At 56.2% G+C, this 25,907-nt stretch carries 24 protein-coding genes and 2 pseudogenes; 11 read left to right on the top strand and 15 right to left on the bottom strand.

Annotation, left to right across the window (positions count from 1 at the left end):
* Positions 1–96: 96 nt before the first annotated feature.
* Genes ACR0L4_RS05785 through ACR0L4_RS05775 form a run of 3 tightly spaced genes read right to left on the bottom strand, consistent with a single transcriptional unit; the run spans position 97 to position 2,567 of the window.
* Entirely contained in the window at positions 97–1,245 is a 1,149-nt protein-coding gene (locus ACR0L4_RS05785) for a saccharopine dehydrogenase family protein (protein ID WP_480511295.1), read from the bottom strand.
* Entirely contained in the window at positions 1,242–1,943 is a 702-nt protein-coding gene (locus ACR0L4_RS05780) for a DUF4166 domain-containing protein (RefSeq protein WP_480511293.1), read from the bottom strand. Before ACR0L4_RS05780 ends, ACR0L4_RS05785 begins: the two co-directional genes overlap by 4 nt.
* A 42-nt stretch (positions 1,944–1,985) precedes the next feature.
* Complete coding sequence (locus ACR0L4_RS05775) at positions 1,986–2,567, bottom strand: GbsR/MarR family transcriptional regulator (RefSeq protein WP_480511291.1); 582 nt, start codon at positions 2,565–2,567, stop codon at positions 1,986–1,988.
* Between the two features lie 299 nt (positions 2,568–2,866).
* On the opposite strand from ACR0L4_RS05775, the gene ACR0L4_RS05770 reads away from it, so the two are divergent.
* From ACR0L4_RS05770 to ACR0L4_RS05760, 3 genes are all read left to right on the top strand, one after another.
* The gene (locus ACR0L4_RS05770; RefSeq protein WP_480511289.1) at positions 2,867–3,994 is read left to right on the top strand and encodes an efflux RND transporter periplasmic adaptor subunit; all 1,128 of its coding nucleotides are present in this window, start codon (positions 2,867–2,869) and stop codon (positions 3,992–3,994) included.
* A gap of 1 nt (position 3,995) precedes the next feature.
* A complete protein-coding gene (locus ACR0L4_RS05765; protein WP_480511287.1) occupies positions 3,996–7,139 on the top strand; it encodes an efflux RND transporter permease subunit in 3,144 nt (1,047 codons plus the stop codon).
* A 164-nt stretch (positions 7,140–7,303) separates the two neighbouring features.
* Positions 7,304–8,914 carry an FAD-dependent oxidoreductase gene (locus ACR0L4_RS05760; protein WP_480511285.1) on the top strand — a complete coding sequence of 537 codons (1,611 nt, stop codon included), beginning with the start codon at positions 7,304–7,306 and terminating at the stop codon, positions 8,912–8,914.
* Between the two features lie 65 nt (positions 8,915–8,979).
* Here the strand turns inward: ACR0L4_RS05760 and ACR0L4_RS05755 are convergent.
* Both ACR0L4_RS05755 and ACR0L4_RS05750 read right to left on the bottom strand, forming a co-directional pair.
* A pseudogene (locus ACR0L4_RS05755) lies at positions 8,980–9,705 on the bottom strand (integrase core domain-containing protein).
* Between the two features lie 44 nt (positions 9,706–9,749).
* Positions 9,750–11,402, bottom strand: a complete 1,653-nt coding sequence (locus ACR0L4_RS05750; protein ID WP_480511283.1) for an acyl-CoA synthetase — start codon at positions 11,400–11,402, stop codon at positions 9,750–9,752.
* Positions 11,403–11,623: 221 nt separating this feature from the next.
* Here ACR0L4_RS05750 and ACR0L4_RS05745 point away from each other — a divergent pair, with 221 nt between their 5' ends.
* A complete protein-coding gene (locus ACR0L4_RS05745; RefSeq protein WP_170750173.1) occupies positions 11,624–13,015 on the top strand; it encodes an aminotransferase class III-fold pyridoxal phosphate-dependent enzyme in 1,392 nt (463 codons plus the stop codon).
* A 128-nt stretch (positions 13,016–13,143) separates the two neighbouring features.
* A complete protein-coding gene (locus ACR0L4_RS05740) occupies positions 13,144–13,605 on the top strand; it encodes a hypothetical protein (RefSeq protein WP_480511281.1) in 462 nt (153 codons plus the stop codon).
* A gap of 151 nt (positions 13,606–13,756) precedes the next feature.
* Here ACR0L4_RS05740 and ACR0L4_RS05735 read toward each other — a convergent pair whose 3' ends face one another.
* The 5 genes from ACR0L4_RS05735 to ACR0L4_RS05715 form a co-directional block, all read right to left on the bottom strand.
* Entirely contained in the window at positions 13,757–14,305 is a 549-nt protein-coding gene (locus ACR0L4_RS05735) for a hypothetical protein (protein ID WP_480511279.1), read from the bottom strand.
* Between the two features lie 262 nt (positions 14,306–14,567).
* Positions 14,568–14,933 carry a 50S ribosomal protein L20 gene (rplT, locus tag ACR0L4_RS05730; protein WP_152457001.1) on the bottom strand — a complete coding sequence of 122 codons (366 nt, stop codon included), beginning with the start codon at positions 14,931–14,933 and terminating at the stop codon, positions 14,568–14,570.
* Between the two features lie 14 nt (positions 14,934–14,947).
* Entirely contained in the window at positions 14,948–15,148 is a 201-nt protein-coding gene (gene rpmI / locus ACR0L4_RS05725; RefSeq protein ID WP_010443552.1) for a 50S ribosomal protein L35, read from the bottom strand.
* Positions 15,149–15,331: 183 nt separating this feature from the next.
* The gene (locus tag ACR0L4_RS05720; protein WP_170750176.1) at positions 15,332–16,882 is read right to left on the bottom strand and encodes an alanine/glycine:cation symporter family protein; all 1,551 of its coding nucleotides are present in this window, start codon (positions 16,880–16,882) and stop codon (positions 15,332–15,334) included.
* A 13-nt stretch (positions 16,883–16,895) separates the two neighbouring features.
* Positions 16,896–17,333 (bottom strand): universal stress protein, encoded by a 438-nt coding sequence (locus ACR0L4_RS05715; protein ID WP_170750177.1) that lies wholly within the window; start codon positions 17,331–17,333, stop codon positions 16,896–16,898.
* A 185-nt stretch (positions 17,334–17,518) separates the two neighbouring features.
* On the opposite strand from ACR0L4_RS05715, the pseudogene ACR0L4_RS05710 reads away from it, so the two are divergent.
* Positions 17,519–17,665 (top strand): annotated as a pseudogene (locus ACR0L4_RS05710) (Lrp/AsnC family transcriptional regulator); the annotation flags it as partial.
* 42 nt (positions 17,666–17,707) lie between these two features.
* The gene (locus ACR0L4_RS05705) at positions 17,708–17,977 is read left to right on the top strand and encodes an Lrp/AsnC ligand binding domain-containing protein (protein ID WP_480511276.1); all 270 of its coding nucleotides are present in this window, start codon (positions 17,708–17,710) and stop codon (positions 17,975–17,977) included.
* Positions 17,978–18,008: 31 nt separating this feature from the next.
* Here the strand turns inward: ACR0L4_RS05705 and pyk are convergent, their stop codons facing one another.
* Positions 18,009–19,454: a pyruvate kinase gene (gene pyk, locus ACR0L4_RS05700; RefSeq protein WP_170750178.1), complete on the bottom strand. Its 1,446-nt coding sequence runs from the start codon at positions 19,452–19,454 to the stop codon at positions 18,009–18,011.
* A gap of 128 nt (positions 19,455–19,582) precedes the next feature.
* Here pyk and ACR0L4_RS05695 point away from each other — a divergent pair, with 128 nt between their 5' ends.
* From ACR0L4_RS05695 to ACR0L4_RS05685, 3 genes are all read left to right on the top strand, one after another.
* The gene (locus ACR0L4_RS05695; RefSeq protein ID WP_480511274.1) at positions 19,583–20,320 is read left to right on the top strand and encodes an N-formylglutamate amidohydrolase; all 738 of its coding nucleotides are present in this window, start codon (positions 19,583–19,585) and stop codon (positions 20,318–20,320) included.
* Positions 20,321–20,413: 93 nt separating this feature from the next.
* On the top strand, positions 20,414–20,617 hold the full coding sequence (locus tag ACR0L4_RS05690; RefSeq protein ID WP_480511272.1) for a DUF6868 family protein: 204 nt from the start codon (positions 20,414–20,416) through the stop codon (positions 20,615–20,617).
* A gap of 75 nt (positions 20,618–20,692) precedes the next feature.
* Entirely contained in the window at positions 20,693–21,007 is a 315-nt protein-coding gene (locus tag ACR0L4_RS05685) for a DUF1244 domain-containing protein (protein ID WP_170750181.1), read from the top strand.
* Positions 21,008–21,047: 40 nt separating this feature from the next.
* On the opposite strand, the gene ACR0L4_RS05680 is transcribed toward ACR0L4_RS05685, so the two are convergent.
* The 3 genes from ACR0L4_RS05680 to dgcN form a co-directional block, all read right to left on the bottom strand.
* Positions 21,048–21,908 carry a D-amino-acid transaminase gene (locus ACR0L4_RS05680; RefSeq protein WP_170750182.1) on the bottom strand — a complete coding sequence of 287 codons (861 nt, stop codon included), beginning with the start codon at positions 21,906–21,908 and terminating at the stop codon, positions 21,048–21,050.
* Between the two features lie 11 nt (positions 21,909–21,919).
* Positions 21,920–22,885, bottom strand: a complete 966-nt coding sequence (dgcA, locus tag ACR0L4_RS05675; protein ID WP_480511270.1) for an N-acetyl-D-Glu racemase DgcA — start codon at positions 22,883–22,885, stop codon at positions 21,920–21,922.
* Between the two features lie 83 nt (positions 22,886–22,968).
* Positions 22,969–23,970, bottom strand: a complete 1,002-nt coding sequence (gene dgcN / locus ACR0L4_RS05670; protein ID WP_170750184.1) for an N-acetyltransferase DgcN — start codon at positions 23,968–23,970, stop codon at positions 22,969–22,971.
* A 296-nt stretch (positions 23,971–24,266) separates the two neighbouring features.
* On the opposite strand from dgcN, the gene ACR0L4_RS05665 reads away from it, so the two are divergent.
* Positions 24,267–25,229, top strand: a complete 963-nt coding sequence (locus ACR0L4_RS05665; RefSeq protein WP_480511267.1) for an L-malyl-CoA/beta-methylmalyl-CoA lyase — start codon at positions 24,267–24,269, stop codon at positions 25,227–25,229.
* 42 nt (positions 25,230–25,271) lie between these two features.
* On the opposite strand, the gene ACR0L4_RS05660 is transcribed toward ACR0L4_RS05665, so the two are convergent.
* On the bottom strand, positions 25,272–25,841 hold the full coding sequence (locus tag ACR0L4_RS05660) for a PA14 domain-containing protein (protein WP_170750186.1): 570 nt from the start codon (positions 25,839–25,841) through the stop codon (positions 25,272–25,274).
* Between the last annotated feature and the right edge of the window lie 66 nt (positions 25,842–25,907).

Raw genomic sequence — 25,907 nt, 5'->3', positions numbered from 1 at the left:
TACGCAACTGATACAAAGAGTAAATGTTAGGAACGGGCCGCTTGTCCGGCAATGTTAGCGTTTAGCCGTTCACATGGTGCCGATGGGATTGGGCCTTCATTGTCTGTGTGCACGAAGTTTCTGCCCGTTTTTTTTGGCGTATCGCGGATCTGGCGTGCGATGATCAGGCAGGTCGACGATCCCGGTGCGAATTTCCAGATCTTCCATCGCACTTTCAACCAACGGCCTAGGCAACTCAGCTAAGCAAGGGCGTGCACCGGTATTGATGTTGGTATGCTCCCGCAGAATCGCGCGGCACATAACTCCTGGAACAAACGGACCGTGCCCATGTTCAGCGATCAACCTCCATTTACGCTTCACGTCATCCCCGCGAAGCTTGCCGGAAACACTCACCTCCATGCCTCCACGGTCGCTCCCAAAGGGATAGAGCAGCTTGGAGAGCAGGTAGAGAGCAGAATAGGCCATGTCCGGCAGTTCAAAGCACCCGTACTGCCTTAGCCGCGCCAGCAGATATAGCGCCAAATTCATCAACGGAAGTTCAAGACCCGCACGAAAGGCGACACTTTTGGCCCCGGCGAGTGCGGGTAACAGCGCGATGTCGGGTACATCAACGCAGTATCCGGCCCGCCAAAGGCCCGGTTCCAGTTGATACAGTTTGCGATCCGTCCATCCAATGGTCGTCTGCCAAGCGCCTTCGCGCCAGATTTGATAGGGGCGACCCACAGCACCTACGATACTTTTGATAACAGACATTCCGCGCAGTGCCCGATTGCCCGGCAAGATTGCAATGTCGATCAGGTCGACCTCATCCAGATCTTCAATCAGGTCTGCGACGATACTTGAAGACAGGCCGGGCACACTGGACGCACCTGACAGCGCAAAAACGCCTGCAGCCATCGCATCGGTGTTCAAGACTGCGATGCCTTTCGTAAATGTGGCACTGTCCGACAGGTCGAGATAGTGGCAGCGGTTGGCGATGCAGAGCCTTGGGATTTTGTAGGGATCGTCGCCATAGTATTGGAACGGTCCTGCCGCATCGATGACCACGTCCGGCTCTGCTTCAAACAGGATTTCCGGCGCTTTACCGATATTCAGTTTCAGAGTCTGTGCATTGAGCTCCTGAGCCAGAGCGCGACCCTTTTCGGGATGTCGCCCAGCTAGCCAAAGCTGGTGCCCGTCACGCACCAGCAATCGGGCTGTCAGGGATCCAAAAACACCGTATCCACCTATAATTAAGACCTTCATGATGGGATGCTCCCCACAATTTCAGCATCGTGAAAGATGGCGTCCTGCCAGATCAACGCGCCAAAAAGCGGATGCACCAGTTCCAAGGTGAACCGAAAATGCCTTCTGCCGAGTTCTTCGTGGCCAACCATCAGACGGCCGGGGCCGGCCCACCGTGGCAAAGGCAGCCGCTGTTGCCCCAGTTTCAAAAAATACTGGTCGCCTACAAAATAGAGGCCGGTCCTTGTGCTTTTGAGCCTCAGCGAGATGCCGATCCCAAAGCCAATATACTCTTCCAATCCGGTGGGTCCGGCAAAGCGTTTGGAGCTGCCAACCAACTGCGGAAACCCGGCGGCCCGGCCATATTGCCGGATCCAATACTGCCCACCCGTTGCCGCATCTTCGGTGACGGTGACGACCGCGGACCGACCGACAGAACTTCGATCAAACGGTAGCGGAGCCCCTATGACACGCAGGACAAAGGCCAGTGCACGTCCAACTGGGTTCATCCTCATCTGCGTCACACGGCCCTGATAGGCAAGGCTGGCATCACCCATAAGCCGTTTGCTGAACCGACGCTGAATTGACTTGGGAAGTCTGGCCCATGCCGTGGACCCAAGGAGCCGCTTGAATCGATCATCCCGGTCGATTGCCGCGTCGAATTGCTTTTTAGGCACTTTTATGCCGGGCGGGGTGGGTTTTTCCTTATTTTCGATCATTCTGTTATTTCCGTTATAAGAGAATTAGAAGGTAAAAAAATTTTAGCTGCTCTTATTACCTCCGGCGAAGTTGAGCAGGGAAACAACTTTGGTTCCCATTTTCATCAACAACATCAACTTAGGGCGGGGCACTGTAAGCATGTCTCTGAACCAAGTATCGGCAGTCGCCAAGAACTTTTGCATGTCCTGCATCCTCCGCAGAGCGGTCGGGTCTAGCCCGCTTTCGGTTTCAGCCTGGGCCACGCACGCGCGCAAAGCTTGTGTTGCAGGATCAATCTCCCGCTCTTTGCGCCCCTGAGCAATGCGGATTCCCATTTCCCATACATCCACCTCGGCCTCATAATGCTCGCGCCGATCCCCCGGAACAGGAATGCGGCGGATAAGCCGCCAGCTTACCAATTCCTTGAGCGAGTTGGACACATTGGACCGCGCAATACCCAGAGACTCGGCAATCTGCTCAGCATTAAGGGGTTGGGAGCTGAGAAAAAGCAGCGCGTGTATCTGCGCCACAGAGCGATTGACACCCCATTGATTGCCCATGTCGCCCCAGTAAAGGATAAACTGACTCGCCGCGTTCGATTTCGATATGTCAATTCTTTCTGTCATGACAGAAATATCAGACATTAGGATGCAAAAAACAAGAGGTCAGTTAACATTTCGACAACAAGCCTTGCGGACGAGGTAACTCACACGCATGAATCTCGACAAATGATTGACCCAAAGCTGATGTTCGACATCCGCTTTGGGCCAAACCTATACTCCACATTCTGCAAGTAGATTGGAAACTTACTGCTGTATTTAGCCCAAAGATTGAGCAAACTGATCATTGATATCAAACGGGCTAGACCCGACCTGTTGGACTACTCTAGAGTCTTTGATGGCAGATTTGACCTTACTTCACCGTCAATCTCGGGGGCAAAAACATGAACACCAGAATTTTTCCCATCGCCGCTGTTTTTCTAATCGGCCTTTCAAGTGTTCTAACGGCTCAACAAGGCCCTCCACCCGTGACCGTCGCAAAACCGGTTGTAAAGTCCATAGTGGAAGATGATGAGTTTGTCGGTCGTTTTGGCGCTGCGGCTGACGTGGACATCCGAGCGCGGGTTTCCGGTTTCCTTGATCAGGTGCATTTCAAGGACGGAAGTCTTGTCGAAGAAGGCGATTTGCTCTTTACGATCGACCAGCGTCAGTTTCGCACTGCATTGAGACAAGCCCGGGCGCAGATCAGCATCGCTGAAGCCACAAGTGCCTTCACGACTGATCAGCTCGAACGCGCCGAGACTTTGATCAGAAACGGCAACATCGCGGAGAGCGTGGTGGACCAACGCCGCGAAGCTTTTCTCGCTGCGCAAGGTGCTCTGGAACAAGCACGCGCTGCCCTGGAATTGGCCGAGCTTGATCTGGAGTACTCGGAAATCCGAGCGCCAATGTCAGGGCGTATTGACCAGGCCCGGGTTGATCCTGGAAACCTGATCATAGCCCAGGACACCCTGTTGACATCGATCGTCTCGACCGACCCGATTTATTTCTATTTCGATATAGATGAACGCTATTTTCTGGCCTACGCGCGGGACGCGCGTGCGCGGGGATCCGTTTTGCAAGAAGGCGCGGACAACCTTAAAGTTCAGGTCACGGTGGCTGACCAAAGCATACCACCCCAGAACGGGATACTGGACTTCTCGGAAAACCGCATTGACGACGAAACCGGCACGATGCGCGTACGCGCGGTTCTGCGCAACCCGGATGAGCTTTTGACACCCGGCCTGTTCGGACGCGTCAATGTTCCGGGGTCGCTTCCCTATGAAGGCATCCTGATCCCGGACGAGGCGATTGCTTCGGATCAGAACCGACGACTTGTGATGACAGTGGATGCTGAGGGCAATGTCACACCAAAGGAAATCCGACCAGGTCCCAGGATTGACGGTTACAGGGTCGTGCGCGAAGGGTTGGACGGGTCGGAGACGCTGGTCATCGAAGGTCTTGTTCGCGCTCGTCCGGGCAGCGTCGTTGCTGCGGACTTGATCGAACTGCCTTTGGTCGCAAAAAACTGATATGGGACGTTTTTTTGTCACTCGCCCCATCTTTGCGATCGTGGTCGCGGTTGTAACAACAATCGTTGGGTTGCTCGCGTATTTCGAACTGCCCGTTGAGCAATACCCGGAAATTGCCCCTCCGTCGATTGTGGTCAGGGCGAACTATCCCGGAGCAGACGCTGAAACAATTGCCGCCACGGTCGCGACCCCGTTGGAGCAAGAGATCAACGGTGTTGAGGGCATGCTGTATATGTCTTCATACTCGACCGCTGACGGCTCCATGTCGCTGACGATCACGTTTGAACTGGGCACCAATCTCGACGCCGCTCAGGTACTTGTCCAAAACCGTGTTGCCATCGCAGAACCCCGCTTACCGCAGGAGGTCAGGGCGCTCGGCGTTACGACGAACAAGTCTTCACCTGATCTGATGATGGTCATCCATATGCTCTCGCCCGATGAGACGTTTGACCAGCTCTATGTGTCCAACTACGCCCGTTCGCGCGTCAGGGACCGCCTTGTGCGTCTTGATGGTGTTGGTGATCTGATTATTTTTGGCGAGCGGGAGTTTTCAGCACGCGTGTGGCTGGATCCGGACCGGCTTGGCTCTCTCGGGTTAACGTCAGGAGACGTCGTCGCCGCGCTGCGCGAACAAAACGTGCAGGTTTCCGGTGGTTCTTTGGGATCACCGCCCAATGCGACCGACAGCGCCTTTCAAGTAACGCTCACAACGCAAGGTCGATTGGAAGATCCGCGCCAATTCGGTCGCGTTATCGTCAAGTCGACTGACGACGGGCGCGTCGTACGAGTAAGGGATGTGGCGCGGGTTGAAATCGGGGCGCGCTCCTACGTGACCAACTCTTACCTGAACAACAAACCGGCTGTGGCCCTTGGCATTTTTCAGCGACCGGGCTCGAACGCGTTGGCGTCGGCAGACGAGATCCTGACTGTGGTTGAGGACCTGTCCCAAGATTTTCCGTCCGGGCTTGAGTATCAGGTGGTCTACAACCCGACGGAATTCATCGAAGCTTCTGTGAACGCCGTCTACCGAACGCTGTTCGAAGCGGTCTTGCTCGTTGTTTTTGTGATCATTGTCTTTCTGCAGAGTTGGCGGACGGCCATCATACCTTTGATTGCCATTCCGGTATCACTAATCGGGACATTCGCCGTGATGCTGGTGCTTGGATACTCGCTGAATTTGCTCACGCTTTTCGGACTCATTCTGGCGATCGGAATCGTCGTGGATGACGCGATAGTTGTGGTCGAAAACGTCGAACGAAACATCAAGAATGGCATGTCTCCCAGGGATGCATCTGCCCGCACCATGGACGAGGTTCAAAACGCGATCATCGGGACAACACTGGTCTTGATTGCCGTCTTTGTACCGGCCGCTTTGGTTCCTGGCATAACTGGCCAATTCTACCGGCAATTTGCGGTCACGATTTCTGTCGCAACAATTATTTCAACCATCAATTCACTCAGCCTGTCGCCTGCCCTGGCTGCCGTGATCCTGAAGCCTAACTCAAGTGTACCAACACGAAACCCTCTGGCACTTGTCACCGACCCGCTCAGCAATGGGTTCAACAGGGGGTTTGATGCGATGGCATCGGCCTATGGTCGGACCGTGCGCGTATTGTCCGGTTCAACCGGGATGCGCAGCATTGTCTTTTTGGTCTTTGCCGGATTGATTGGCGGAACATACTGGATCACAACCAAAGTACCGACCGGGTTCATCCCTGAAATGGACCAGGGATACGCCATCGTCGTCGTGCAACTGCCGGACGGTGCAGCACTGGATCGGACAGACGATATCATAAAGCAAGCGACCGAGATAGCATTGGAAACACCCGGGGTCACAAACGCCGTGGCGTTTGCAGGCTTTTCCGGGGCGACCTTTACCAATGCAAGCAATCAAGGTGTGATTTTCACCACCTTTGAAAGCTTTGAAAGCCGTCAGGAAAGCGGGCTTACGGCGGGTGCCATTGTAGGCCAGCTTTTTGGTAGGATGCAGGCCCTGCGCGAAGCCTTTATCATCGCAATTGCGCCTCCGGCGGTCCGAGGGGTTGGTACTGGTGGTGGATTCAAGCTTCAGCTTCAGGAACTTGAAAGCGCGGACATGTCCCGCGTCTTGCAATCTGCCTATGCCGTCATGGGCAGTGCAAGCCAGTCGGACAAGGTTCAGGGCGTGTTCACAACCTTTTCGTCCGGATCACCGCAGCTGTACCTTGAGATCAATCGCGTTCGGGCGCAAATGCTCAACGTTCCGATTGGCGAGATATTCGAGGCACTCTCAATCAACCTCGGATCGGCCTATGTGAACGACTTCAATGCGTTTGGGCGTCTTTTTCAGGTGCGCGCGCAGGCAGATGAGCCGTTCCGTCTGAACCAGAGTGACATCCGAAGTCTGCGCGTTCGTTCTGCAACCGGAGCTTTGGTTCCGTTGGGCACCCTGGTTACCGTCCGCGAAACCGCAGGCCCTGCCTTGGTTCAGCGCTACAATCAACAGGTGTCCGTACCGGTTCAGGGGTCACCTGCACCCGGCGTCTCGACGGGACAGGCATTGCTGGAAATGGAAGCCCTCGCAGAAGCAGTCATGCCGCCCGGTTTGGACTACGAGTGGACCGAACTCGCCTTGCAGGAACGCAATCAGGGCGACACTGCAGCCTATATTTTTGGCTTCTCGGTGCTTTTTGCTTTTCTGTTTCTCGCAGCGCTCTACGAAAGTTGGACGCTTCCTATGGTCATTATTTTGATCGTTCCTCTCGCTGTACTAGGCGCGATGCTGGGGGTGATGTTTCGAGGAATGGACAACAATATCCTGACCCAAGTTGGATTGATTGTTCTTGTGGGGCTTGCCGCAAAGAATGCTATTCTCATCGTGGAGTTCGCCAAACAAGCGCAGGAAGAACGTGGATTGTCAGCTATTGATGCCGCCGTCGAAGCCAGCCAATTGCGCTTGCGGCCAATACTAATGACTGCATTCGCCTTCATACTCGGCGTTCTGCCCTTGATGATCGCAGTCGGTCCCGGTTCAGAGATGCGACAGGCTCTTGGGACGACCGTGTTTTTTGGCATGTCGGGTGTAACTCTGCTTGGACTGTTTTTCACGCCCGTGTTCTATGTTGCTATGCGAGCGGTTTTTCCAGCACGACACGTGACGGCATAAGTCTACGGTGCCGCTACAGGTTTTTTTGCAAAGCTCACGGCGCGCCAATCGGCATGCACAATACTGCTAGGTCACGGCGGAAGGAGTCGTGCCGAAGGAATAGGTGAAAATCTCGAAATAGCCGCTAGGTCCTGTCACAACCCCGTTCATCAGGAGAACCGCACATGGAAAGCCTCGCTGCCGATCTTCGCGAAATGACGCGAACGCCATTACACCAAAGCCATGTCGAAACTTTGAAGGAACTAGGCACCGAGGTTGGTTTCAAAGCGGGTCAGATAGTAGCCGAGATCGGTGACCCAATGGACCAGTTTATCTATATTGTCGAGGGTCGCGTTGAGGTGATTGATCCACACACGCGCGAGACTTATTTGCCGGCGTCTCTTGGGCCAACGCAGTTTCTGGGAGAGATCGCGTTTCTCAGCGGCGGAGTATACTCGCTTCCAATGCGTGCACGGGAAAACACGCGTGCCATCTCTGTTCCGCGTGAGAAAATGCTGGACGCAATGTCGCGCATTCCGGAGATGTCAGATATCGTCATCACCGTTTTTTCCGCACGTCGCAGACGTCAGATCGAAGACAACGACAGCTCTCTGAAGTTGATCGGTGCAGATCTTAACCGCAATATCCGGCAAATCGAAGAATTCGCTATTCGAAACAAGATCCCGTTCCAGACGATGGATCTGGGTTCCAAGGACGCCAGTGACGTTGCGAGAACCTGCGACCTGACAGGACATCAACCGGCAGTAGTCTTTGGCGACGGATTGGTTGTCGACGAACCGACCCCGGCCAAGGTCGCAAGACTCCTTGGGCTCGAACAGTCGTATGATTGTCGAGAGGTCATTGATGTTTTGATTGTTGGAGGCGGTCCGGCAGGGGTCGCGGCTGCCGTGTACGCCGGCGCCGAAGGTCTGTCTGCGATTGTTGTGGAAGATCTTGCAGTCGGTGGGCAGGCAGGTACATCCAGCCGGATCGAGAACTACATGGGCTTTCCCACGGGAATATCTGGTGCGGACCTTGTATGGCGCGGGGAAGTCCAAGCCATGAAGTTTGGCACAAGATTTGTTCGCCCAAAACGGGCCGCACAATTGCAACGGCAACCTGATGGCGTGTTTTGTGTAACGCTTGATGATGGGCAAAAGCTAAGGACACGCTCTGTTGTGGTCGCCACGGGGGTCCAGTACAGGCGTCTGCCGTTGGACAGACTGAAGGACTTTGAGGGTTTGGGCATCTACTATGCCGCGACCGAAATGGAAGCGCGCTATTGCAGGGGTACAGACGTTGTTGTCGTTGGGGGCGGCAACTCTGCCGGGCAGGCAGCGATGTACCTGTCCCGATCAGCAAAACATGTCCATGTGCTGGTGCGAGGAGACAGCTTGGCCGCATCGATGTCCGATTACCTGCTGTCAAGATTAGAGGCGGATCCGGCGGTCACCATACATTACAATTCCCAACTAAAGTCACTTCTTGGGAACGAAGCCATGTCCAGGGTCATCATCGAGCGTGACGGATCAGACTGGCCACTCGACTGCAGCGCAGCCTTTGTAATGGTTGGGGCTGCACCCAACACCGAATGGCTGTCGCAGAGCTGCCAACTGGACGCACGCGGCTTTGTAGTCACGGGCAACGAGGTCAATGCCGGATCATCTTTCGCAACGTCTTGTCCCGGGATTTTTGCCGTAGGTGATGTGCGCGCAGGGTCGGTGAAGCGCGTGGCCTCTGCGGTGGGTGAAGGGTCAGTTGTCATATCTCAAGCTTGGGAATACTTGCAAACTTGAGCACCGTGATTCCTGTTCTGACGCCCAACCTTCAGGCACCTGGGCATAGAGCTTTCGGTCTCGTCTCAACATGACGGCTTGGTATCGACATTTGAGTTTGCCAACATTGTCGGTGGGATGTTTCCGAAGGCGCTGTGCGGCCTTTCTTCGTTGAAGTATCCACGCCAATGCTCCATCTTTTCGCAAGCATCTGCCAGCGACAGAAACCAATGCGTGTTCAGGCATTCTTCTCTGAATTTGGAGTTGAATGCTTCGATGAAAGTGTTGTCGGTCGGTTTGCCAGGGCGCGAGAAGTCGAGCGTGACATCGTTTTGGTAGGCCCACATATCCATATCCCGAGAGATAAACTCGCTGCCATTGTCCACCCGTATTGTCGCCGGATAGCCGATTTACCGACACACCGGATCCAGCGCAGCAACGACATCTTCCCCCTTGCAATTGACCTTGGGGACAATGATGGGCGAGACGCGCGAGAATGTGTCGACCATTGGCAGGACGCGCAAGTTACAGCCGGACGCAAGCTGATCATGAACGAAGTCCATGGCCCACACATCGTTGGGCCTCAAGGCATCTGAGCGATCCTCACTCAGTTTGGTCTTCATCCGCTGTTTTGGCGATTTGTTCCGCAACTGCCGCATGTCGGAGGGCAACATCCCAGAATTCTTCTTGCAATTGAAGTATGTTGCTGAACTGATCCCAGCCTCTCGACACACTTCAGCAACCATCTTGCCTCTTTCAATCTGCTTCAACACAAACGCCTTCTGCGCATCCGTAGATCTCGCCGCTTTCATCGCTTCCGATCCTCCTCCCAACCAGGGATTCGTTACGGAAAACTCTAGTCACAATTGTCCGGAAAATCGGGTTTCAGAGCCCGTGCCTGATCCCGCAAAATGAACTTCTGAATCTTGCCCGTGGATGTCTTGGGCAAAGCGCCGAACACCACCGTCTTGGGTGCTTTGAAATGGGCCATGTTGTCTCGGCAGAACGTGATCAGTTCCACCTCGGTCGCACTAGCTTCAGGCTTCAATTCTACAAAGGCGCAGGGTGTTTCACCCCATTTCTCATCCGGGCGGGCGACCACTGCGGCCTCCATCACGGCAGGGTGTTTGTACAGGATGCCTTCCACCTCGACCGATGAGATGTTTTCACCGCCCGAGATGATGATGTCCTTGGACCGGTCCTTCAGTGCGACATAACCATCGGGGTGCATGACCCCAAGATCACCCGACGCGAACCACCCCCCATTGAAGGCCTTGTCCGTAGCTTCGGGGTTCTTGAGGTATCCCTTCATCACCACATTACCTTGCATGAATATCTCGCCCATGGTTTCGCCATCTGCCGGCACCGGTTCATGTGTTTCCGGATCGGCCACCATCAGGCCCGAAAGCGCCGAATAGCGCACACCCTGCCGAACTTTCAGGGCCGCGCGTTCAGCCGCACCCTTCTGGTTCCATTCGTCTTTCCATGCGCAAACGACGGACGGACCATAGGTCTCGGTCAGGCCGTAGACATGGGTGACTTCGACACCCATCCGTTCCATCGCTTCGATCACGGCGGCAGGTGGTGGGGCACCTGCGGTCATGACCTTGATCTCATGGTCGAAGTCTTTCAGGTGATCTGGGGCATGTGCCAGCATGTTCAGAACGATTGGCGCACCGCAGAAATGAGTGATCTTCTCGTCCCGGAAGGCGCCATAGATTGGTTCGGCCCTGACCGCGCGCAAGCAGACCGAGACCCCGGCATTCAGGGCCATCGCCCACGGAAAACACCAACCGTTGCAGTGGAACATCGGCAGCGTCCACAGATAGACCGAGTGCTTGGGCATATCCCAATCCAACAGATCGGACTGCGCATTCAGGGCCGCGCCTCGGTGGTGATAGACCACGCCCTTTGGGTTGCCGGTCGTTCCGGATGTATAGTTGAGCGTGATCGCATCCCACTCATCCGTGGGCAGGGTCCAGGAAAATTCCGGATCCCCTTCCTTAAGCAAATTGTCATAGGTCAGATTGCCGAGACGTTCGCCGCCATCAAAGCTGTCGTCTTCGATGTCGATCACAAGAAGATCGTGATCGACTTGCGGCAGCGCCTCTTTGACCACGGCTGAAAACTCGGGATCGACCAACAGGACCTTGGCCTCGGCATGGTTGAGGATGAAGGCGATGATCGGCGCGTCCAGCCGTGTGTTGATGGCATTCAAGACTGCCCCGGCCATGGGTACGGCAAAATGCGCCTCATACAGTTCGGGGATATTGGCTGCGATGATCGAGACCGTGTCACCCTTTCCCACCCCACGCGCAGTCAATGCGCTGGCCAGACGGCGGCACCGTTCATAAGTCTGCGCCCAGGTGTAGCGTCGATCCCCGTATACGACTGACGGGTAATCCGGGTAGACCGCTGCCGTCCTGTCGAGAAAGCTGAGCGGGGACAATGGTGTGTAATTCGCGCGGTTCTTGTCCAGGTGACGCTCGTAAATGTTGGTCGCTTGCATCCGCCAATCCTCCCCATTCGCGTGTTTTGCGACTTGAACACAAAGCGACGGTTCTGAAAATCCGTAAAAATACGCCATTGGCCCCGGCTGGCGCTACGGTATCATGACATCTGGCCCTATATTCCAGAGGCCATTCGCGGTGATCTGAACCATCGCAATTTCATGCTACGGTGGGATCAATCCCACATCCTGCACACCGCATCTGACTGAAAGGACATGTCATGGACGGCACGTTCAACGAAAACGATCTTTCCCACGTGGTCGAAGCTGACCGCGCCCATATCTGGCATCACCTGCTCCAGCATAAGCCCTTTGAAACAAACGATCCGCGCATCATTGTCGAAGGCAAAGGCATGCGCGTCTGGGACCAAAAGGGGAAAGAGCATCTGGACGCGGTTTCTGGCGGCGTCTGGACTGTGAACGTAGGCTACGGTCGCGAATCCATCGCCAAGGCCGTCTACGACCAGTTGATGAAGCTCTGCTATTTCGCAAATTCGGCGGGCTCGATTCCCGGATCGATCTTTGCCGAAAAGCTGATCAGCAAAATGCCGGGCATGAGCCGGGTCTACTATACAAACTCGGGCTCGGAAGCGAACGAGAAAGCCTTCAAGATGGTCCGCCAGATCGCGCACAAGCGCTATGGTGGCAAGAAAACCAAAATCCTGTATCGCGACCGCGACTATCACGGCTCGACACTGGCGACGATGTCGGCAGGCGGCCAGGACGAGCGCACCGCGCAATACGGCCCCTTTGCGCCTGATTTTGTGCGCGTGCCGCATTGCATGGAATACCGCAAGCACGAGCTTGACGGCGCCCCCGAAGAGAACTTTGGCGAATGGGCGGCCAACCAGATCGAAGAGGTCATCCTGCGCGAAGGACCCGACACAGTTGGTGCCCTGTGCCTTGAACCCGTGACTGCCGGAGGTGGCGTGATCGAAGCGCCCGAAGGTTACTGGCAGCGCGTTCAGGAGATCTGCAAGAAATACGATGTGCTGCTGCATATTGACGAAGTTGTCTGCGGTGTTGGCCGGACCGGCACGTGGTTCGGATACCAGCAATACGGCATCAAGCCGGACTTCGTCACGATGGCCAAGGGTGTTGCCTCGGGCTATGCGGCGATTGCCTGCATGGTCACCACCGAGGAGGTCTTTGACATGTTCAAAGACGACGCAGCGGACCCGATGAACTATTTCCGCGATATCTCGACCTTTGGTGGCTGCACTGCTGGTCCGGCTGCGGCAATCGAGAACATGCGGATCATCGAAGACGAAAACCTGTTGGGCAACTGCGCCGCCATGGGCGACCGGATGACGGGCAACCTTCAGGCGCTGATGGAAAAGCACAAGGTCATCGGCGACGTGCGCGGCAAGGGCCTGTTCCTGGGAGCCGAACTGGTCGCCGATCGCGGCACCAAAGAGCCGGTGGATGAGAAACTTGCGCAGGCCGTGGTGGCAGACTGTATGGCGCAGGGTGTGATCATCGGCGTCACCAACCGCTCGATCCCAAGCCGCAACAACACCCTGTGCTTCTCGCCTGCACTGATCGCTACGGCGGATGACATCGACCAGATCACGGATGCCGTTGATGGCGCGCTGGGGCGTGTGTTCGGCTGATACCGTTGACCGCCTTTTAGGGTGATGGGACTGAAACCGGCGCTGTTCGCGCCGGTTTTTTTGAATGTCCGTTTGCCAAAATTGTGAACTCGGATAGCCTGCAATCACCCCACGCAGGAGATTTGTTCATGCCATTCAATTTTGCACGCAGCCTCGCGGCAGCCATTGTTCTTGCTCTTTCCACCCCTGTCAGCGCCGAGGACGGCAGTGGTTTCCCACAGATTGTCGGCACCTGGACTGGCACCTATCTGGTGGCCTTCGCCAAATCGAATCCGAACCACGAAAAGGGCCTGCTGCAGACCGAGATGGAGTTGGAGATCACCAAGCTGGACGGCAACCTGATCACCGCAACCAACCGTTGGCGGCGAATTGGCGACAAAGAGTGGGTCGTCGAAGAGGCGATGGGCACGTTTTCACTGGACGACCCCACCCGATTTGTTCTGGCCGAAGCCGGGATCTCGGGGGATGACGTGTCATCCGGGATTTTCAACGGGGTCTACGTGGACAACGTGATCATGGTCACCTATGCCGGACCCGGGACCGGTGTGGCATTTGCGGCGCAGTTGGTGAAGAAGGACAAAGGCAAATAGCACCGTTCAAAGGCGCGCCGCTTTCCGTGCTGCGGCAGGCTAACGTCCGATGCGCTTTCTCTGCTTCGGGCTTTGGTTCGCGGCGTATCGTTGACAGAACATGCGCGCGTGGCATCCCGATCGGACCTCGCAATTCGTGCAGCGTGTGGTCTTACTCGCTGACATCTGAGGCGTCTACCGTGTTGGGCAACAGGGCGGTATCTGCGGTATCTCCGTCCACTAGGCTGGCGGTCCACATCAAATCACCCATGAACGACTCGTCTATCACAACATAGCTCTTGTCGAGCGTAACCAAATCCTGTCCCTCCAAAAGGGTATATTGGAACGTCAGATTGCCATCCGCCAAATTGGGATTTGTGAGTTCAACGATCAAGGATGTGGCTTCGCCGTTCACGTCACCAATAAGCGCCGCATTGGGAGGATCTTCAGCAAAGCTATCTGAGCCCTTGTTCCAAACTTCGATCAGTTTGTCCGTCGGAACAACACTTGCGGCGCGAAAGGGCCGGTCGGCGAACACAATCATGTGGTTGTTCACACCAACAAGCGTGAGTGTCCCGTCAGACAGGGTGGCCGAGTCCGCATGTTGTACAAACAATGCCTGCGGCTTTTCTTTTTTGTCATCTGCAGATTGAGCGATTGCAGTTGTCGACAGAATGGCAGCTGCTGTGGCTGCGCCCAGTAGTCCTGCGGTCGTGTTCATCTCAATCTCCTTTGATGTCAATCATCGATTTAGGCATGAGTAGAGCAGAACCGCCTAGAATTCCTGCGGTGCCATTTCCTCAATTGCTCCCCCAAGTTGTGTGCGACCTGCCCGACAGTTCAAGCAAAATTATCATATCTTAACCAAACACACAGGCGTGGATAAGTATCCGCAGTGCAGCAACCCGCAAGATGTATGCCCCAAAAATGCAAAGGCCGCCCCAAGCGGGACGGCCCTTGTTTCACTGTCTCTTTTCAGAGGATCAGGCGGTCAGAGCAGCCTGAGCTTTGGCAACGATCGCGCCGAACGCTTCCGGTTCGTGCACGGCCAGGTCTGCCAGAACTTTGCGGTCCACTTCGATACCGGCCAGGTTCAGGCCGTTGATGAAGCGGGAATATGTCAGAGCCTCGTCATGCGAACGGACAGCAGCGTTGATACGCTGGATCCACAGCGCGCGGAAGTTGCGCTTGCGGTTCTTGCGGTCGCGGGTTGCATACTGGTTTGCCTTGTCGACGGCCTGACGGGCAACCTTGAAGGTGCTCTTGCGGCGGCCATAGTAACCTTTGGCAGCCTTGATAACCTTCTTGTGACGGGCGTGAGTTACGGTTCCACCTTTAACGCGGGACATCTCTTAATCTCCTCTTAGCGGTCGTAGGGCATGTAGCCCTTGACGATCTTTGCGTCGGGGGCGGACAGGGTGGTGTTGCCACGGGCGTCGCGGATGAATTTTTTGGTCCGCTTGATCATGCCGTGCCGTTTGCCGGCCTGACCAGCAAGGACCTTACCGGTCGCAGTCACCTTGAAGCGCTTTTTGGCGCTCGACTTTGTCTTCATCTTAGGCATTTCCGTCTCCTTTTCCGGGTTCGGTTTCAGACGCGACTCGGCATGCCATCTCGGCCGGTCACGCGATCAGAAGCGCCGTTTACGCAAGTTCTGTCATACTGGCAAGGGGGTTTGGACCAGAATCTGCGGATTTCGCAGGCCGGGCAGGCACCGGGGCAACGCGTGCCGCCCCGGTGTAAGTGTTCAGTGGCCGAACTTGCGGATATCACCGCTTTTCAGGCGTTCCGAGTAGGATGCCAGTTCCTGACGCACCACTTTCATCAGGAAGTAGAGCGCGAAGACGTTCACAACCGCCATCGCAAAGATCGCCGCATCCGAGAAGTCGATGACCGGGCCAAGGTTGGCCGCCGCACCGATGACAACGAAGATGCAGAAGATGACCTTGAACACCAGTTCCTTGGTTTGGCCTTCACCGAACAGATAGGTCCAGGCCTTGAGGCCATAGTAGGACCAGCTGATCATGGTCGAGAAGGCAAACAGGACCACGGCAATCGCCAGCACATAGGGGAACCAGCTGAATGCACTGCCGAAGGCTGCAGATGTCAGGCTGACACCCGAGTTGCCGTCGACCGTAGCAATCGCATTGCCCGCTTCGTTCAGCATGTAGTTGCCGGTCTCGGGATCAACGATCAGTTGCTGGGTGATGATGATCACCAGAGCGGTCATCGTACAGATCACAACCGTATCGATGAACGGTTCCAGCAAGGATACAAAGCCTTCTGTGATCGGTTCTTTGGTCCGCACTGCCGAGTGCGCAATGGCCGCAGAACCAACGCCCGCTTCGTTCGAGAACGCCGCACGGCGGAAGCCCTGGATCAGTGCGCCAACCATGCCGCCAGCAACACCAAGGCCCGTAAAGGCGCCCGCGAAGATCTGGCCAAAGGCCCAGCCGATCTGATCTGCGTGCATGATGATGATGACCAAAGCGGCCAGCACGTACATGACACCCATGAACGGCACGACTTTTTCGGTCACGCGTGCGATGGATTTCAAACCACCCACGATCACGGCAAACACGATGGCCGCAAAGACCAGACCAGTGATCCAGCCGGGATAGTCCCCGGTGATGCCCGCGATCTGCTGATGCGCCTGATTGGCCTGGAACATGTTGCCCCCGCCCAGCGCGCCGAGAATACAGAAGATCGAGAACAGGACGGCCAGGATTTTACCACCCGGCAGGCCAAGCTCGGCAAAGCCCTTGGACATGTAATACATCGGACCACCGGAAACCGTGCCATCCTCGTATTCGTTGCGGTACTTCACACCCAGGGTACATTCGGTGAATTTGGACGCCATTCCCAGAAGGCCGGCAACGATCATCCAGAAGGTTGCGCCTGGGCCACCAATCCCGACGGCGACCGCCACACCGGCGATGTTCCCAAGGCCCACCGTACCGGACAGGGCCGTTGCAAGGGCCTGAAAGTGGCTGACCTCACCTGCGTCATCGGGATCGGAATAGTCGCCTTTCACCAGGCTGATCGAGTGGCCGAAGAACCGAAACTGAACAAAGGCAAAATACAGCGAGAATACTGTTGCCGCGATGACCAGCCAGCCGACGATCCATGGAAACCCCGTACCCGGAAAGGGCGCGAAGATAAAACTGACGAATGGCCCGGTCAAATCTGCAAATGCCTGATTGATCTTGTCATCCAGACCCGGGGCCTCTTGCGCCGACGCGGCGGTGGCCATCATTGCGGCAGCCGCCGAAAGATATAGGTGTTGTAGCTTTTTCATTCTTCTGCCCACCTCAATTGACAACTGTGACCGGAATGTCGGCATGCATCACAAGATTTTGCGTTGAACTGCCGAAGATACGTTTCTTGAGCCCGTCCGCCGAAGACCGACCGACAACGATCTGAGAGCCGCCGTTTTCGACTGTAATGGCGTTCAGGGTTTCGGCCACGTCGCCATGACGCACGACGCCCTTCGCTTCGAAACCGGCGGCTTTGAGAGCTTCGACTGCCGGTGTCACAATGCGCGACGTTGCCAGTTCGACCTCTTCTTCGCGGCGCTTGTGGCGCTGAGCGTTTTCTTCCGGTGTTTGAAAAGTGTAAGGGGACCATTCGATCACGTAAGCGACGACCAACTCACACGTACCGATCAATTTTGCCAAGTCTTTGGCAAAGGCGATCGCGCGCTCACCGGTTTCTGTCCCGTCGAGTCCTATGACAATCTTTGTTGTCATCTCGTTCCTCCGTTTTTTGTTGTTAAGGCCGGGGCCCACGCCCCCAGCAGAGCAGCCGGAACTTGGAGCTTTTAAACAAGACTGCCCTGTGATAAGTATCAGGAAATTTCACTAGGAAATGGGGATTTTTTTGGGCTATTTTCAGTGGAATTTATCGTTTTGTGCTAAAAATACAGGAATAATGACTGATTAGCAGAGATTTAGATAATATCGATCAGCGCATTCTTTACGAGCTTGAGGCCAATGGAAGGCTCTCAATAGTTGAGCTTGCAGCGCGCATAAACCTGACAAACACCCCCTGTTCCGAGCGTGTAAAGCGTCTGGAAAAGAACGGCTATATCAAAGGCTACAGCGCCATAGTCGACAAAGAGAGGATGGGGCTGGCCCTGCTAACCGTGGTCCAGGTGTCCCTGAGTGCAACTGCAGAGCAATCACTGGAAAAATTCAACGACGCCGTTCGCAGTGTGCCAGAAATCGAAAGCTGCCTGATGGTGGCTGGGTCTTTCGACTACCTACTGACCGTCAGAACGCGTGATATCGCGCATTTCCGCATGATATTGGGCGAAAAGATCAACAAGCTGCCAGGAATTCACCAAACAAGCTCTTTCACAGTCATGGAAGCTGTGAAAGAGCCCGTTGGCTAGCAAACGCAGGGAACCTGATGCCGATTTCTGACTATTCGGGGTCCGTACTGTAAATCAGGCGCTCATCGCATGGTGCGACGCGCAGAATATTCGTTGTTCCCGGCACGTTGAAAGGCACCCCTGCGGTGACAACGATCTGATCGGATTCCGTGGCAAACCCTCCGGCCCGTGCCGCACGCGCGGCGTTCACCACCGCGCCCTTAAAGCGCTGCAGCTCTGGCGTCATGACGCAATTGCACCCCCAGCTCAGGCACAACCTGCGCGCTGTCCCCATAAGGGACGTCATGGCTATGATCGGAACCCCGGGTCTTTCCCGTGCGGTCAATGACGCCGTAGTGCCACTTTGGGTAAAGCAACAGATCGCCTTGATCTCGGTCTTCTCGGCGATCTCACGGGCCGCCGCGACGATCCCGTCTGCCACAGTCGTGCCCTTGGCAGTGCGCGAGGCAGCAATGATCTGGGTATAGGTCGGATCGGCCTCGACCTCGATGGCGACCTTGTTCATGGTCTGCACCGCCTCGATCGGATACGCTCCAGCTGCGGATTCCGCGCTCAGCATGATGGCATCCGTACCTTCGTAGATCGCTGTCGCAACGTCCGAGACCTCGGCGCGGGTCGGCATCGGGCTTTCGATCATGCTTTCCAACATCTGGGTCGCAACGATCACCGGCTTGGCTGCGCCCCGGCATTTTCGGACAAGGCGTTTCTGGATCGGAGGCACGGCGGATACCGGCAGTTCCACACCCAGATCGCCACGGGCCACCATGATCCCATCCGAGGCATCCAGAATATCATCAAAGGCCTGAACGGCTGCGGGCTTTTCGATCTTCGACAAGATGGCGGCGCGACCATCTGCCAGCGCGCGCGCCTCGAACACGTCCTTGGCACGCTGAACAAAGCTCAGCGCCAGCCAGTCGACGCCCAGTTGACAGACAAATTCCAGATCGTCGCGATCCTTTGCCGACAAGGCAGCCAGCGGCAGCACCACGTCCGGAACATTGACGCCCTTGCGGTTCGAGATCGTGCCTCCGATCTCAACGGTGCAATTGGCGAAATCCTCGCCGCAGTCTTTGACGATCAGACGAATCTTGCCGTCATTTACCAGCAGCCGCGCGCCGGGCTCAAGGGCTGCAAAAATCTCGGGATGCGGCAGACAGACCCGGGTTGCATCGCCGGCATCGGGGTCGAGGTCCAGCCGGAACGGTGCCCCCTCTTCCAGGTCTTCGGCATCATTGGCGAACACGCCGACGCGCAGCTTCGGGCCCTGAAGGTCGGCCAGAATGGCAATCGGGCTGTCCAGATCCTTTTCCACCTGCCGAATGATGCGATGGCGTTCACGGATCTCATCATGGCTTCCATGGCTCATGTTCAGACGAAACACATCCGCCCCGGTCTCGTGCAGGGCGCGGATGGTGTCATAGTCATTGGACGCCGGCCCCAGCGTCGCCACGATTTTAACATTTCTAAGGCGTCGCATTGGTCTTTCTCTCCTCAGTCCCTCGGTGTTAGGGCAATGTTACCGCAAACATTGCCCGTGCCGCTTATTGCGCAATTCCCTTTCCGAAGCAACTGCCATACACCTGCGGCAAACTCGATGACAGGCTAATGACGTACACTCCGTATTTTATTCACGGCGAGGATCGCCCGTCCCGCTGGCTGATCACCTGCGATCATGCGACCAACACGGTGCCGCCCGACATCAACGGGGGCGACCTTGGTCTTTCGCGCGAAGATATGGAGCGCCACATTGCCTATGACGTCGGTGCCTATGAGGTGTCCAAACATCTGGGAGACGTTCTGAATGCGCCAGTCATCGCCGCCAATTTCTCGCGGCTGGTGATCGATCCGAACCGGGGCGAGGATGATCCGACCCTGCTGATGAAGCTCTATGACGGCTCGATCATTCCCGGCAATCGTCACGCCGATACCGCAGAGCGCAGGCGACGCCTGAATATGTGCTACCGCCCCTATCATCAGGCTCTGGGGCGCTTGGCCGCCCTGCCCCACGCTGTGATTGTGTCGATGCATTCCTTCACCCGCCAATTGCGCGGTCGTGAACCACGCCCCTGGCATGTAGGGGTTCTGCATACCCCGGATGAGCGATTTTCACGCCCCCTGATAGATCGGCTGCGGGCCGAAGACGACCTGTGCATTGGTGTAAACGAGCCCTATACCGGCGTGCTGCCCGGCGATGCGATTGACAGACACTGCACGACCCATGGTCGTCCCAATGCGCTGATCGAGCTGCGCAATGACCTGATCGCGGATCACACCGGGCAACGGGACTGGGCCGAGCGTCTGGCGCTGATCTTGCAGGATGCGCTGGTTGACAGCGACCTTTGATCACACATCATTGTACGGCATGCCTTCGATCCCCATGTTGGGAAAAAAGGAGGCATCCATGACACAGGAGTTTCTGACAACTTTTTTGGCTGGATGGCGGTGCTGAACATCGCGGTTTTGCTTTTTTCCACCCTGATGATCGTGTCGTTGCAGAACTGGATTGCAGGCGTTCACAGTCGGATGTTTCAAATGGAACGGCCCGACGTGAAACGTGCGTATTTCCGATATCTGGCCAACTACAAGATATTGACACTGATCTTTTGCATCGTTCCCTGGCTGGCTTTGAAACTGGCCTGACCCTCTGTTTGTTGAAACGGGCCCCTCGGAACGTTAGGTCAGAACAATACGCATCCCAATTTCCGGAGCCCGAATATGGACAAGCAAACTGAAATCGAACTTCAGGCCGCAGCCTTCCGCCGGCTGCAAAAGCACCTGATGGAAGACCGCACGGACGTTCAGAACATCGATATGATGAATTTGACCGGATTCTGTCGCAACTGCCTGTCACGCTGGTATCAGGAAGCCGCAAACGAAAAGGGCATCGAGATGGGCAAGGACGAGGCCCGGCAGGTTTTCTATGGCATGACCATGGACGAATGGAAAACCAATTACCAGACCGACGCCAGCCCTGAAAAACAGGCGGCGTTCGAGGTCGCGTTCGAAGAGAACGTCGGAACCAAAAGCTGAACCGTCGTCAAAAGGCCCGCCAGACCAGTGGGCCTTTGTTTCAGATGGCTGCCTTGCGGCTTTCGTCCAGATAAATCTCGCGCAGACGCTTGGCAATCGGGCCCGGTGTGCCATCGCCCAGCGCGACGCCATCGATCTCGACCACAGGCATGACAAAGGCACTGGCCGAGGTGGTAAAGGCCTCGTCCGCCTCTTTCGCCTCATCCACGGTAAACAGGCGTTCCTCGACCACCATCTGCGCCTCAGCCGCCATGCGCAGCACCGCCTTGCGGGTGATCCCGTGCAGAATGTCGTTAGACAGCGGTCGGGTGACAATCTTTCCGTTCTTGACGAAATAGGCGTTGTTGCTGGTGCCTTCGGTCACATAACCGTCTTCGATCATCCATGCATCGTCGCAGCCCGCAGCCTTGGCCATCATTTTGCCCATCGACGGGTACAGCAACTGCGTCGTCTTGATGTCCCGACGCCCCCAGCGAATGTCATCGATCGAGATGATCTTGGCACCTTTCCTGGATGCAGGGCTATCGGCCAAACCCGGTTTGTTCTGCGTGAACAGGACCAGCGTGGGTTTTGTGTCCTCGGACGGGAAGACAAAGTCCCGGTCGCCATCGCTGCCGCGCGAAACCTGCAGATAGACCAGCCCCTCTTCGATCTCGTTCAACTCAACCAGCTTGCGGTGGATTTCCAGCAGCTCGTCCTTGCCGCAGGGCTCTGCCATCTGCAATTCATCCAGCGAGCGTTTCAGACGCACCGCATGTCCTTCGAAATCGATCAGCTTGCCGTCCAGAACGCTGGTCACTTCATAAACGGCGTCCGCCATCAGGAAACCACGGTCAAAGATGGACACCTTGGCCTCGGTTTCGGGCAGGTATTCGCCATTTACGTAAACGGTGCGGGTCATGTTTTGTCTCCTCAGCCCCAGAGATCCGCTTTGGGCGGGTGCACTCCGGCGTCATCAAAAATCAACGGGGTGTCGCGGTCTTCGGCCAACAAAAGCGGGCCGTCAAGGTCTGTGACCATCGCGCCCTGTGCCAGCAATGTCGCAGGGGCCATCGCCAAAGAGCTACCGACCATGCATCCAACCATGATTTTGTAACCCTCGGCCAAGGCCGCTTGACGCAGCGCAAGCGCCTCGGTCAGACCACCGGTCTTGTCGAGCTTGATGTTGACCACGTCATATTTGCCCTTCAGCGCAGGCAGGCTGCCCCGGTCATGGCAGGATTCGTCAGCGCAGACGGGAACCGGACGCTCCATCCCGATCAGTGCGTCATCTTCCCCGGCGGGCAGCGGTTGTTCCACCAAGGCAACACCCAGCCGCACCAGATGCGGTGCCAGATCGGAATAGACCTCGGCCGACCAGCCTTCGTTGGCATCCACGATGATCTTTGATCCCGGCGCACCTGCCCGAACAGCTTCGAGCCGGGGCATATCGTCAGGCGTACCAAGCTTAATCTTCAGCAAAGGGCGGTGCGTGTTCTTTGCGGCCTGGGCCTGCATGGCTTCGGGCGTATCCAGAGACAAGGTATAGGCCGTGATCTCTGGCCCCGGAACCGGCAAACCCGCCAGATCCCACGCCCTTTTTCCGGCGCGCTTGGCCTCCAGATCCCACAGCGCACAGTCCACTGCATTTCGGGCCGCACCGGCGGGCAACAGGCCCATCAGCTGCGTGCGATCAAACGTTTCAGGCAAGCCTGCGATCTCTGCCTCAACCGAGTCCAGGGTTTCATTGTAGCGCGCATAGGGCACACATTCGCCCCAACCGTGATGCGCGCCATCCGACACCCGTACGGTCAGCACCTTCGCTTCGGTCCGCGAGCCGCGCGATATGGTGAACACTTGCGCCAGACGAAACACGTCGCGCGACACCTCAACCTGCATGCCGGTTTCCTTTTTCAGTTCGTCGCGTGCCGTAGGTGAGATTTTCGAACAAAAACCCCAACATATCAGCACCCAAGCAGTCTTTACATTGCGGCCAGCGCATCCACCAGCTTGTCGGCGCCAAAACGGAACGGGTCGGTGGCCGGGATGCCCATATCGGCCTCGATCTTGGCGAGGTATGTCGAGGCGTCCGCCTCGCTCATATGTTGGGTGTTCACGGACACGCCCACCACCTGACAGTCAGGGTTGGCGACCCGTGCGAGATTCAGGGCTGTATCCCGCAGAGTTTCCAGCGAGGGCTGCTGATATCCCGGCAGGCCCCGCATATGCTCGCGTGTCGGCTCGTGGCTCAGGATCAAGGCGTCGGGCTGGCCGCCATGTACCAGCGCCATGGTGACGCCGGAATAGGAGACGTGGAACAGCGATCCCTGCCCCTCGATCAGATCCCAGTGGTCGTCCTCATTGTCCGGCGTCAGCCATTCAACCGAACCGGCCATGAAATCCGCAACGACCGCGTCCAGCGGCACACCGTCGCCAGTGATCAGAATGCCGGTCTGCCCGGTGGCGCGGAAGGTCGATTTCATGCCACGCTTGCGCATCTCGGCATCCATGGCCAGGGCGGTGTACATCTTGCCCACCGAGCAATCCGTGCCCACGGCCAGACAACGTTTGCCCCTGCGCTTGATCCCGTTTGCAATCGGATAATCAACGTCCGGCACACGGACGTCGTGCAGCTTTTGCCCTGTGGCTTCGGCGACGGCGACCAGATCAGGTTCATCCCGCAGCAGGTTGTGCAAGCCCGACGCCAGATCAAATCCTTCTTCAAGTGCCATCACCAGAACCTTTTTCCAGTCCTGGCTGATGACGCCACCGCGGTTGGCAACACCGATGACCAACGTCTTGGCGCCGGCCTCTTTTGCTTCGGTCAACGTCATGTCGGTCAGACCCAGATCGGCCTTACAGCCGTCCATGCGGTATTGACCTACGGCATTTTCCGGTCGCCAGTCCTTGATGCCAATCGCAACTTTGGCCGCCAACTGGTCGGGCGCATCGCCCAAAAACAACAGATACGGTGTCTCGATCATTGCGGTGCACTCCTTTGATTCCGACTATAATTAGAGAAGCGTCCAAACGAGCGTTTCGCGTTTTCACCGAACATCCACGGCCGCTTCAGAATTATTTTGCGCGTTTTCCCGCATTCGCGCAAAAATCTTCCAAGTTTTCAGAGTGATTAAACTTTGATCACGCATCACAGACGGGCAGATGCGCGATTTCTGCACTCGCAATGCCGCAGATGCACAATGATGCTTGCACTCTATTGCGCAATTTAATACCTCAATTGACGAGAAAATCGCAATTTCATTACTCAAACGAGGTCTCGATGAGCTTTCGCATCCAACCCGCCGCACCAGCCCGCCCCAATCGCTGTCAGTTGTTTGGCCCCGGCTCGAACACCAAGCTGTTTCCGAAAATGGCGGCGTCCGCAGCGGATGTGATCAATCTGGACCTTGAAGATTCGGTGGCGCCGTCTGACAAGGACGTCGCCCGTGCAAATGTCATTGAGGCACTGAACACCATCGATTGGGGCAGCAAATACATGTCCGTGCGGATCAACGGGCTGGATACGCCGTACTGGTACCGCGACGTGGTGGATGTGCTGGAGCAGGCCGGGGATCGCCTTGACCAGATCATGATCCCCAAGGTCGGCTGCGCGGCGGATGTCTATGCCGTGGACGCTTTGGTCACAGCGATCGAGCGTGCCAAAGGTCGTACCAAACCGATTTCCTTTGAAGTGATCATCGAATCCGCTGCAGGCGTCGCCCATGTGGAAGAGATCGCCGCGTCTTCGCCGCGGATGCAGGCCATGAGCCTCGGCGCCGCCGACTTCGCCGCGTCAATGGGCATGCAGACAACTGGCATCGGCGGCACGCAAGAAAACTACTACATGCTGCGCGAGGGTGAAAAGCACTGGTCTGATCCGTGGCATTGGGCACAGGCCGCCATCGTCGCGGCCTGCCGCACCCATGGCGTGCTGCCGGTTGATGGACCGTTTGGTGATTTTTCGGATGACGACGGCTATATCGCACAGGCCAAACGGTCTGCCACGCTTGGGATGGTTGGCAAATGGGCGATCCACCCCAAACAAATCGCGCTGGCAAATCAGGTCTTCACACCTTCGGACGAAGCCGTCTCGGAAGCGCGCGAAATCCTCGCGGCAATGGAACAGGCAAAGGCCAATGGCGAAGGGGCAACCGTCTACAAAGGCCGACTGGTGGACATTGCCTCGATCAAACAGGCCGAGGTCATCGTTGCGCAGGCTGAATTGATTGCAGCAAACAGCTAAGCCACAATGGATCAAGGCACCAACAAGGTGCCTTGATACGCTTTAGTTGTGTCCGAAGATGTCGTTCGGGACCCATTCAAGGTCCTGACCATCTTTGCCCCATTTCATCATCAGGCAGGAGCTTCCGCCCTTCTGGAAATACAATGTGGTAAGTTCGTACCAACCTGCCTCGGGAATTTCGACTTCGGTAACGCCGTTGCCCTCACAGGGTTGTGTGCCATCGTAGTAGCCGATGGTTTGGCCACCCAGCTTTGTTTCCGCACCGTCGTTTGAATAAACTTCAAACTGGTAGGTACCGGGTTCGTCAATCCTGATCAGTCCGGTAATTTCGGCCGCAACATTGTAAGGTTGTGAGGCTGTCATGACCATGTCACCGTCCTCTGTATCACGGAAATCAAACGCTGGTACCGGGTCCGCAGGTGCGCCGATCGTATCAATCAACTCTCGCGCCTGTTCCAGGCTTTTGATCTTTTTTGGCGCTTCGGCATAAACCACGTTCAAGCCAGGCTTCACGTCTGTCTGAACCGGCGCCAACTCTGCTGTTTGTGCTGCGAGACTGGCCGGACCGGCGGTAGCTACAATGGTTGAGATGAGTACCAGTCGCGAAAACATATCGCCCCCCAATTTTTGTTTGTCGGCCTGCACCGAAGCATTTTGAGGAATTGGAGTCAAATCTCA

The organism is Ruegeria sp. AB5, from assembly GCF_056542645.1.
Note: the sequence above shows the minus strand (reverse complement) of the source record. Positions and strands in the feature narration are given on the sequence as shown.

What these genes read in the sequence shown, in the direction of transcription:
- dgcN (WP_170750184.1), bottom strand. Translation starts at nt 23,970, where the DNA reads ATGATCGAGACACCGTATCTGTTGTTTTTGGGCGATGCGCCCGACCAG.
- ACR0L4_RS05665 (WP_480511267.1), top strand. Translation starts at nt 24,267, where the DNA reads ATGAGCTTTCGCATCCAACCCGCCGCACCAGCCCGCCCCAATCGCTGT.
- ACR0L4_RS05770 (WP_480511289.1), top strand. Translation starts at nt 2,867, where the DNA reads ATGAACACCAGAATTTTTCCCATCGCCGCTGTTTTTCTAATCGGCCTT.
- ACR0L4_RS05775 (WP_480511291.1), bottom strand. Translation starts at nt 2,567, where the DNA reads ATGTCTGATATTTCTGTCATGACAGAAAGAATTGACATATCGAAATCG.
- ACR0L4_RS05735 (WP_480511279.1), bottom strand. Translation starts at nt 14,305, where the DNA reads ATGAACACGACCGCAGGACTACTGGGCGCAGCCACAGCAGCTGCCATT.
- ACR0L4_RS05745 (WP_170750173.1), top strand. Translation starts at nt 11,624, where the DNA reads ATGGACGGCACGTTCAACGAAAACGATCTTTCCCACGTGGTCGAAGCT.
- ACR0L4_RS05660 (WP_170750186.1), bottom strand. Translation starts at nt 25,841, where the DNA reads ATGTTTTCGCGACTGGTACTCATCTCAACCATTGTAGCTACCGCCGGT.
- rpmI (WP_010443552.1), bottom strand. Translation starts at nt 15,148, where the DNA reads ATGCCTAAGATGAAGACAAAGTCGAGCGCCAAAAAGCGCTTCAAGGTG.
- ACR0L4_RS05685 (WP_170750181.1), top strand. Translation starts at nt 20,693, where the DNA reads ATGGACAAGCAAACTGAAATCGAACTTCAGGCCGCAGCCTTCCGCCGG.
- ACR0L4_RS05785 (WP_480511295.1), bottom strand. Translation starts at nt 1,245, where the DNA reads ATGAAGGTCTTAATTATAGGTGGATACGGTGTTTTTGGATCCCTGACA.
- ACR0L4_RS05680 (WP_170750182.1), bottom strand. Translation starts at nt 21,908, where the DNA reads ATGACCCGCACCGTTTACGTAAATGGCGAATACCTGCCCGAAACCGAG.
- ACR0L4_RS05695 (WP_480511274.1), top strand. Translation starts at nt 19,583, where the DNA reads ATGACGTACACTCCGTATTTTATTCACGGCGAGGATCGCCCGTCCCGC.
- pyk (WP_170750178.1), bottom strand. Translation starts at nt 19,454, where the DNA reads ATGCGACGCCTTAGAAATGTTAAAATCGTGGCGACGCTGGGGCCGGCG.
- ACR0L4_RS05715 (WP_170750177.1), bottom strand. Translation starts at nt 17,333, where the DNA reads ATGACAACAAAGATTGTCATAGGACTCGACGGGACAGAAACCGGTGAG.
- ACR0L4_RS05780 (WP_480511293.1), bottom strand. Translation starts at nt 1,943, where the DNA reads ATGATCGAAAATAAGGAAAAACCCACCCCGCCCGGCATAAAAGTGCCT.
- ACR0L4_RS05760 (WP_480511285.1), top strand. Translation starts at nt 7,304, where the DNA reads ATGGAAAGCCTCGCTGCCGATCTTCGCGAAATGACGCGAACGCCATTA.
- ACR0L4_RS05740 (WP_480511281.1), top strand. Translation starts at nt 13,144, where the DNA reads ATGCCATTCAATTTTGCACGCAGCCTCGCGGCAGCCATTGTTCTTGCT.
- ACR0L4_RS05690 (WP_480511272.1), top strand. Translation starts at nt 20,414, where the DNA reads ATGGCGGTGCTGAACATCGCGGTTTTGCTTTTTTCCACCCTGATGATC.
- rplT (WP_152457001.1), bottom strand. Translation starts at nt 14,933, where the DNA reads ATGTCCCGCGTTAAAGGTGGAACCGTAACTCACGCCCGTCACAAGAAG.
- dgcA (WP_480511270.1), bottom strand. Translation starts at nt 22,885, where the DNA reads ATGCAGGTTGAGGTGTCGCGCGACGTGTTTCGTCTGGCGCAAGTGTTC.
- ACR0L4_RS05720 (WP_170750176.1), bottom strand. Translation starts at nt 16,882, where the DNA reads ATGAAAAAGCTACAACACCTATATCTTTCGGCGGCTGCCGCAATGATG.
- ACR0L4_RS05765 (WP_480511287.1), top strand. Translation starts at nt 3,996, where the DNA reads ATGGGACGTTTTTTTGTCACTCGCCCCATCTTTGCGATCGTGGTCGCG.
- ACR0L4_RS05750 (WP_480511283.1), bottom strand. Translation starts at nt 11,402, where the DNA reads ATGCAAGCGACCAACATTTACGAGCGTCACCTGGACAAGAACCGCGCG.
- ACR0L4_RS05705 (WP_480511276.1), top strand. Translation starts at nt 17,708, where the DNA reads ATGGGGCTGGCCCTGCTAACCGTGGTCCAGGTGTCCCTGAGTGCAACT.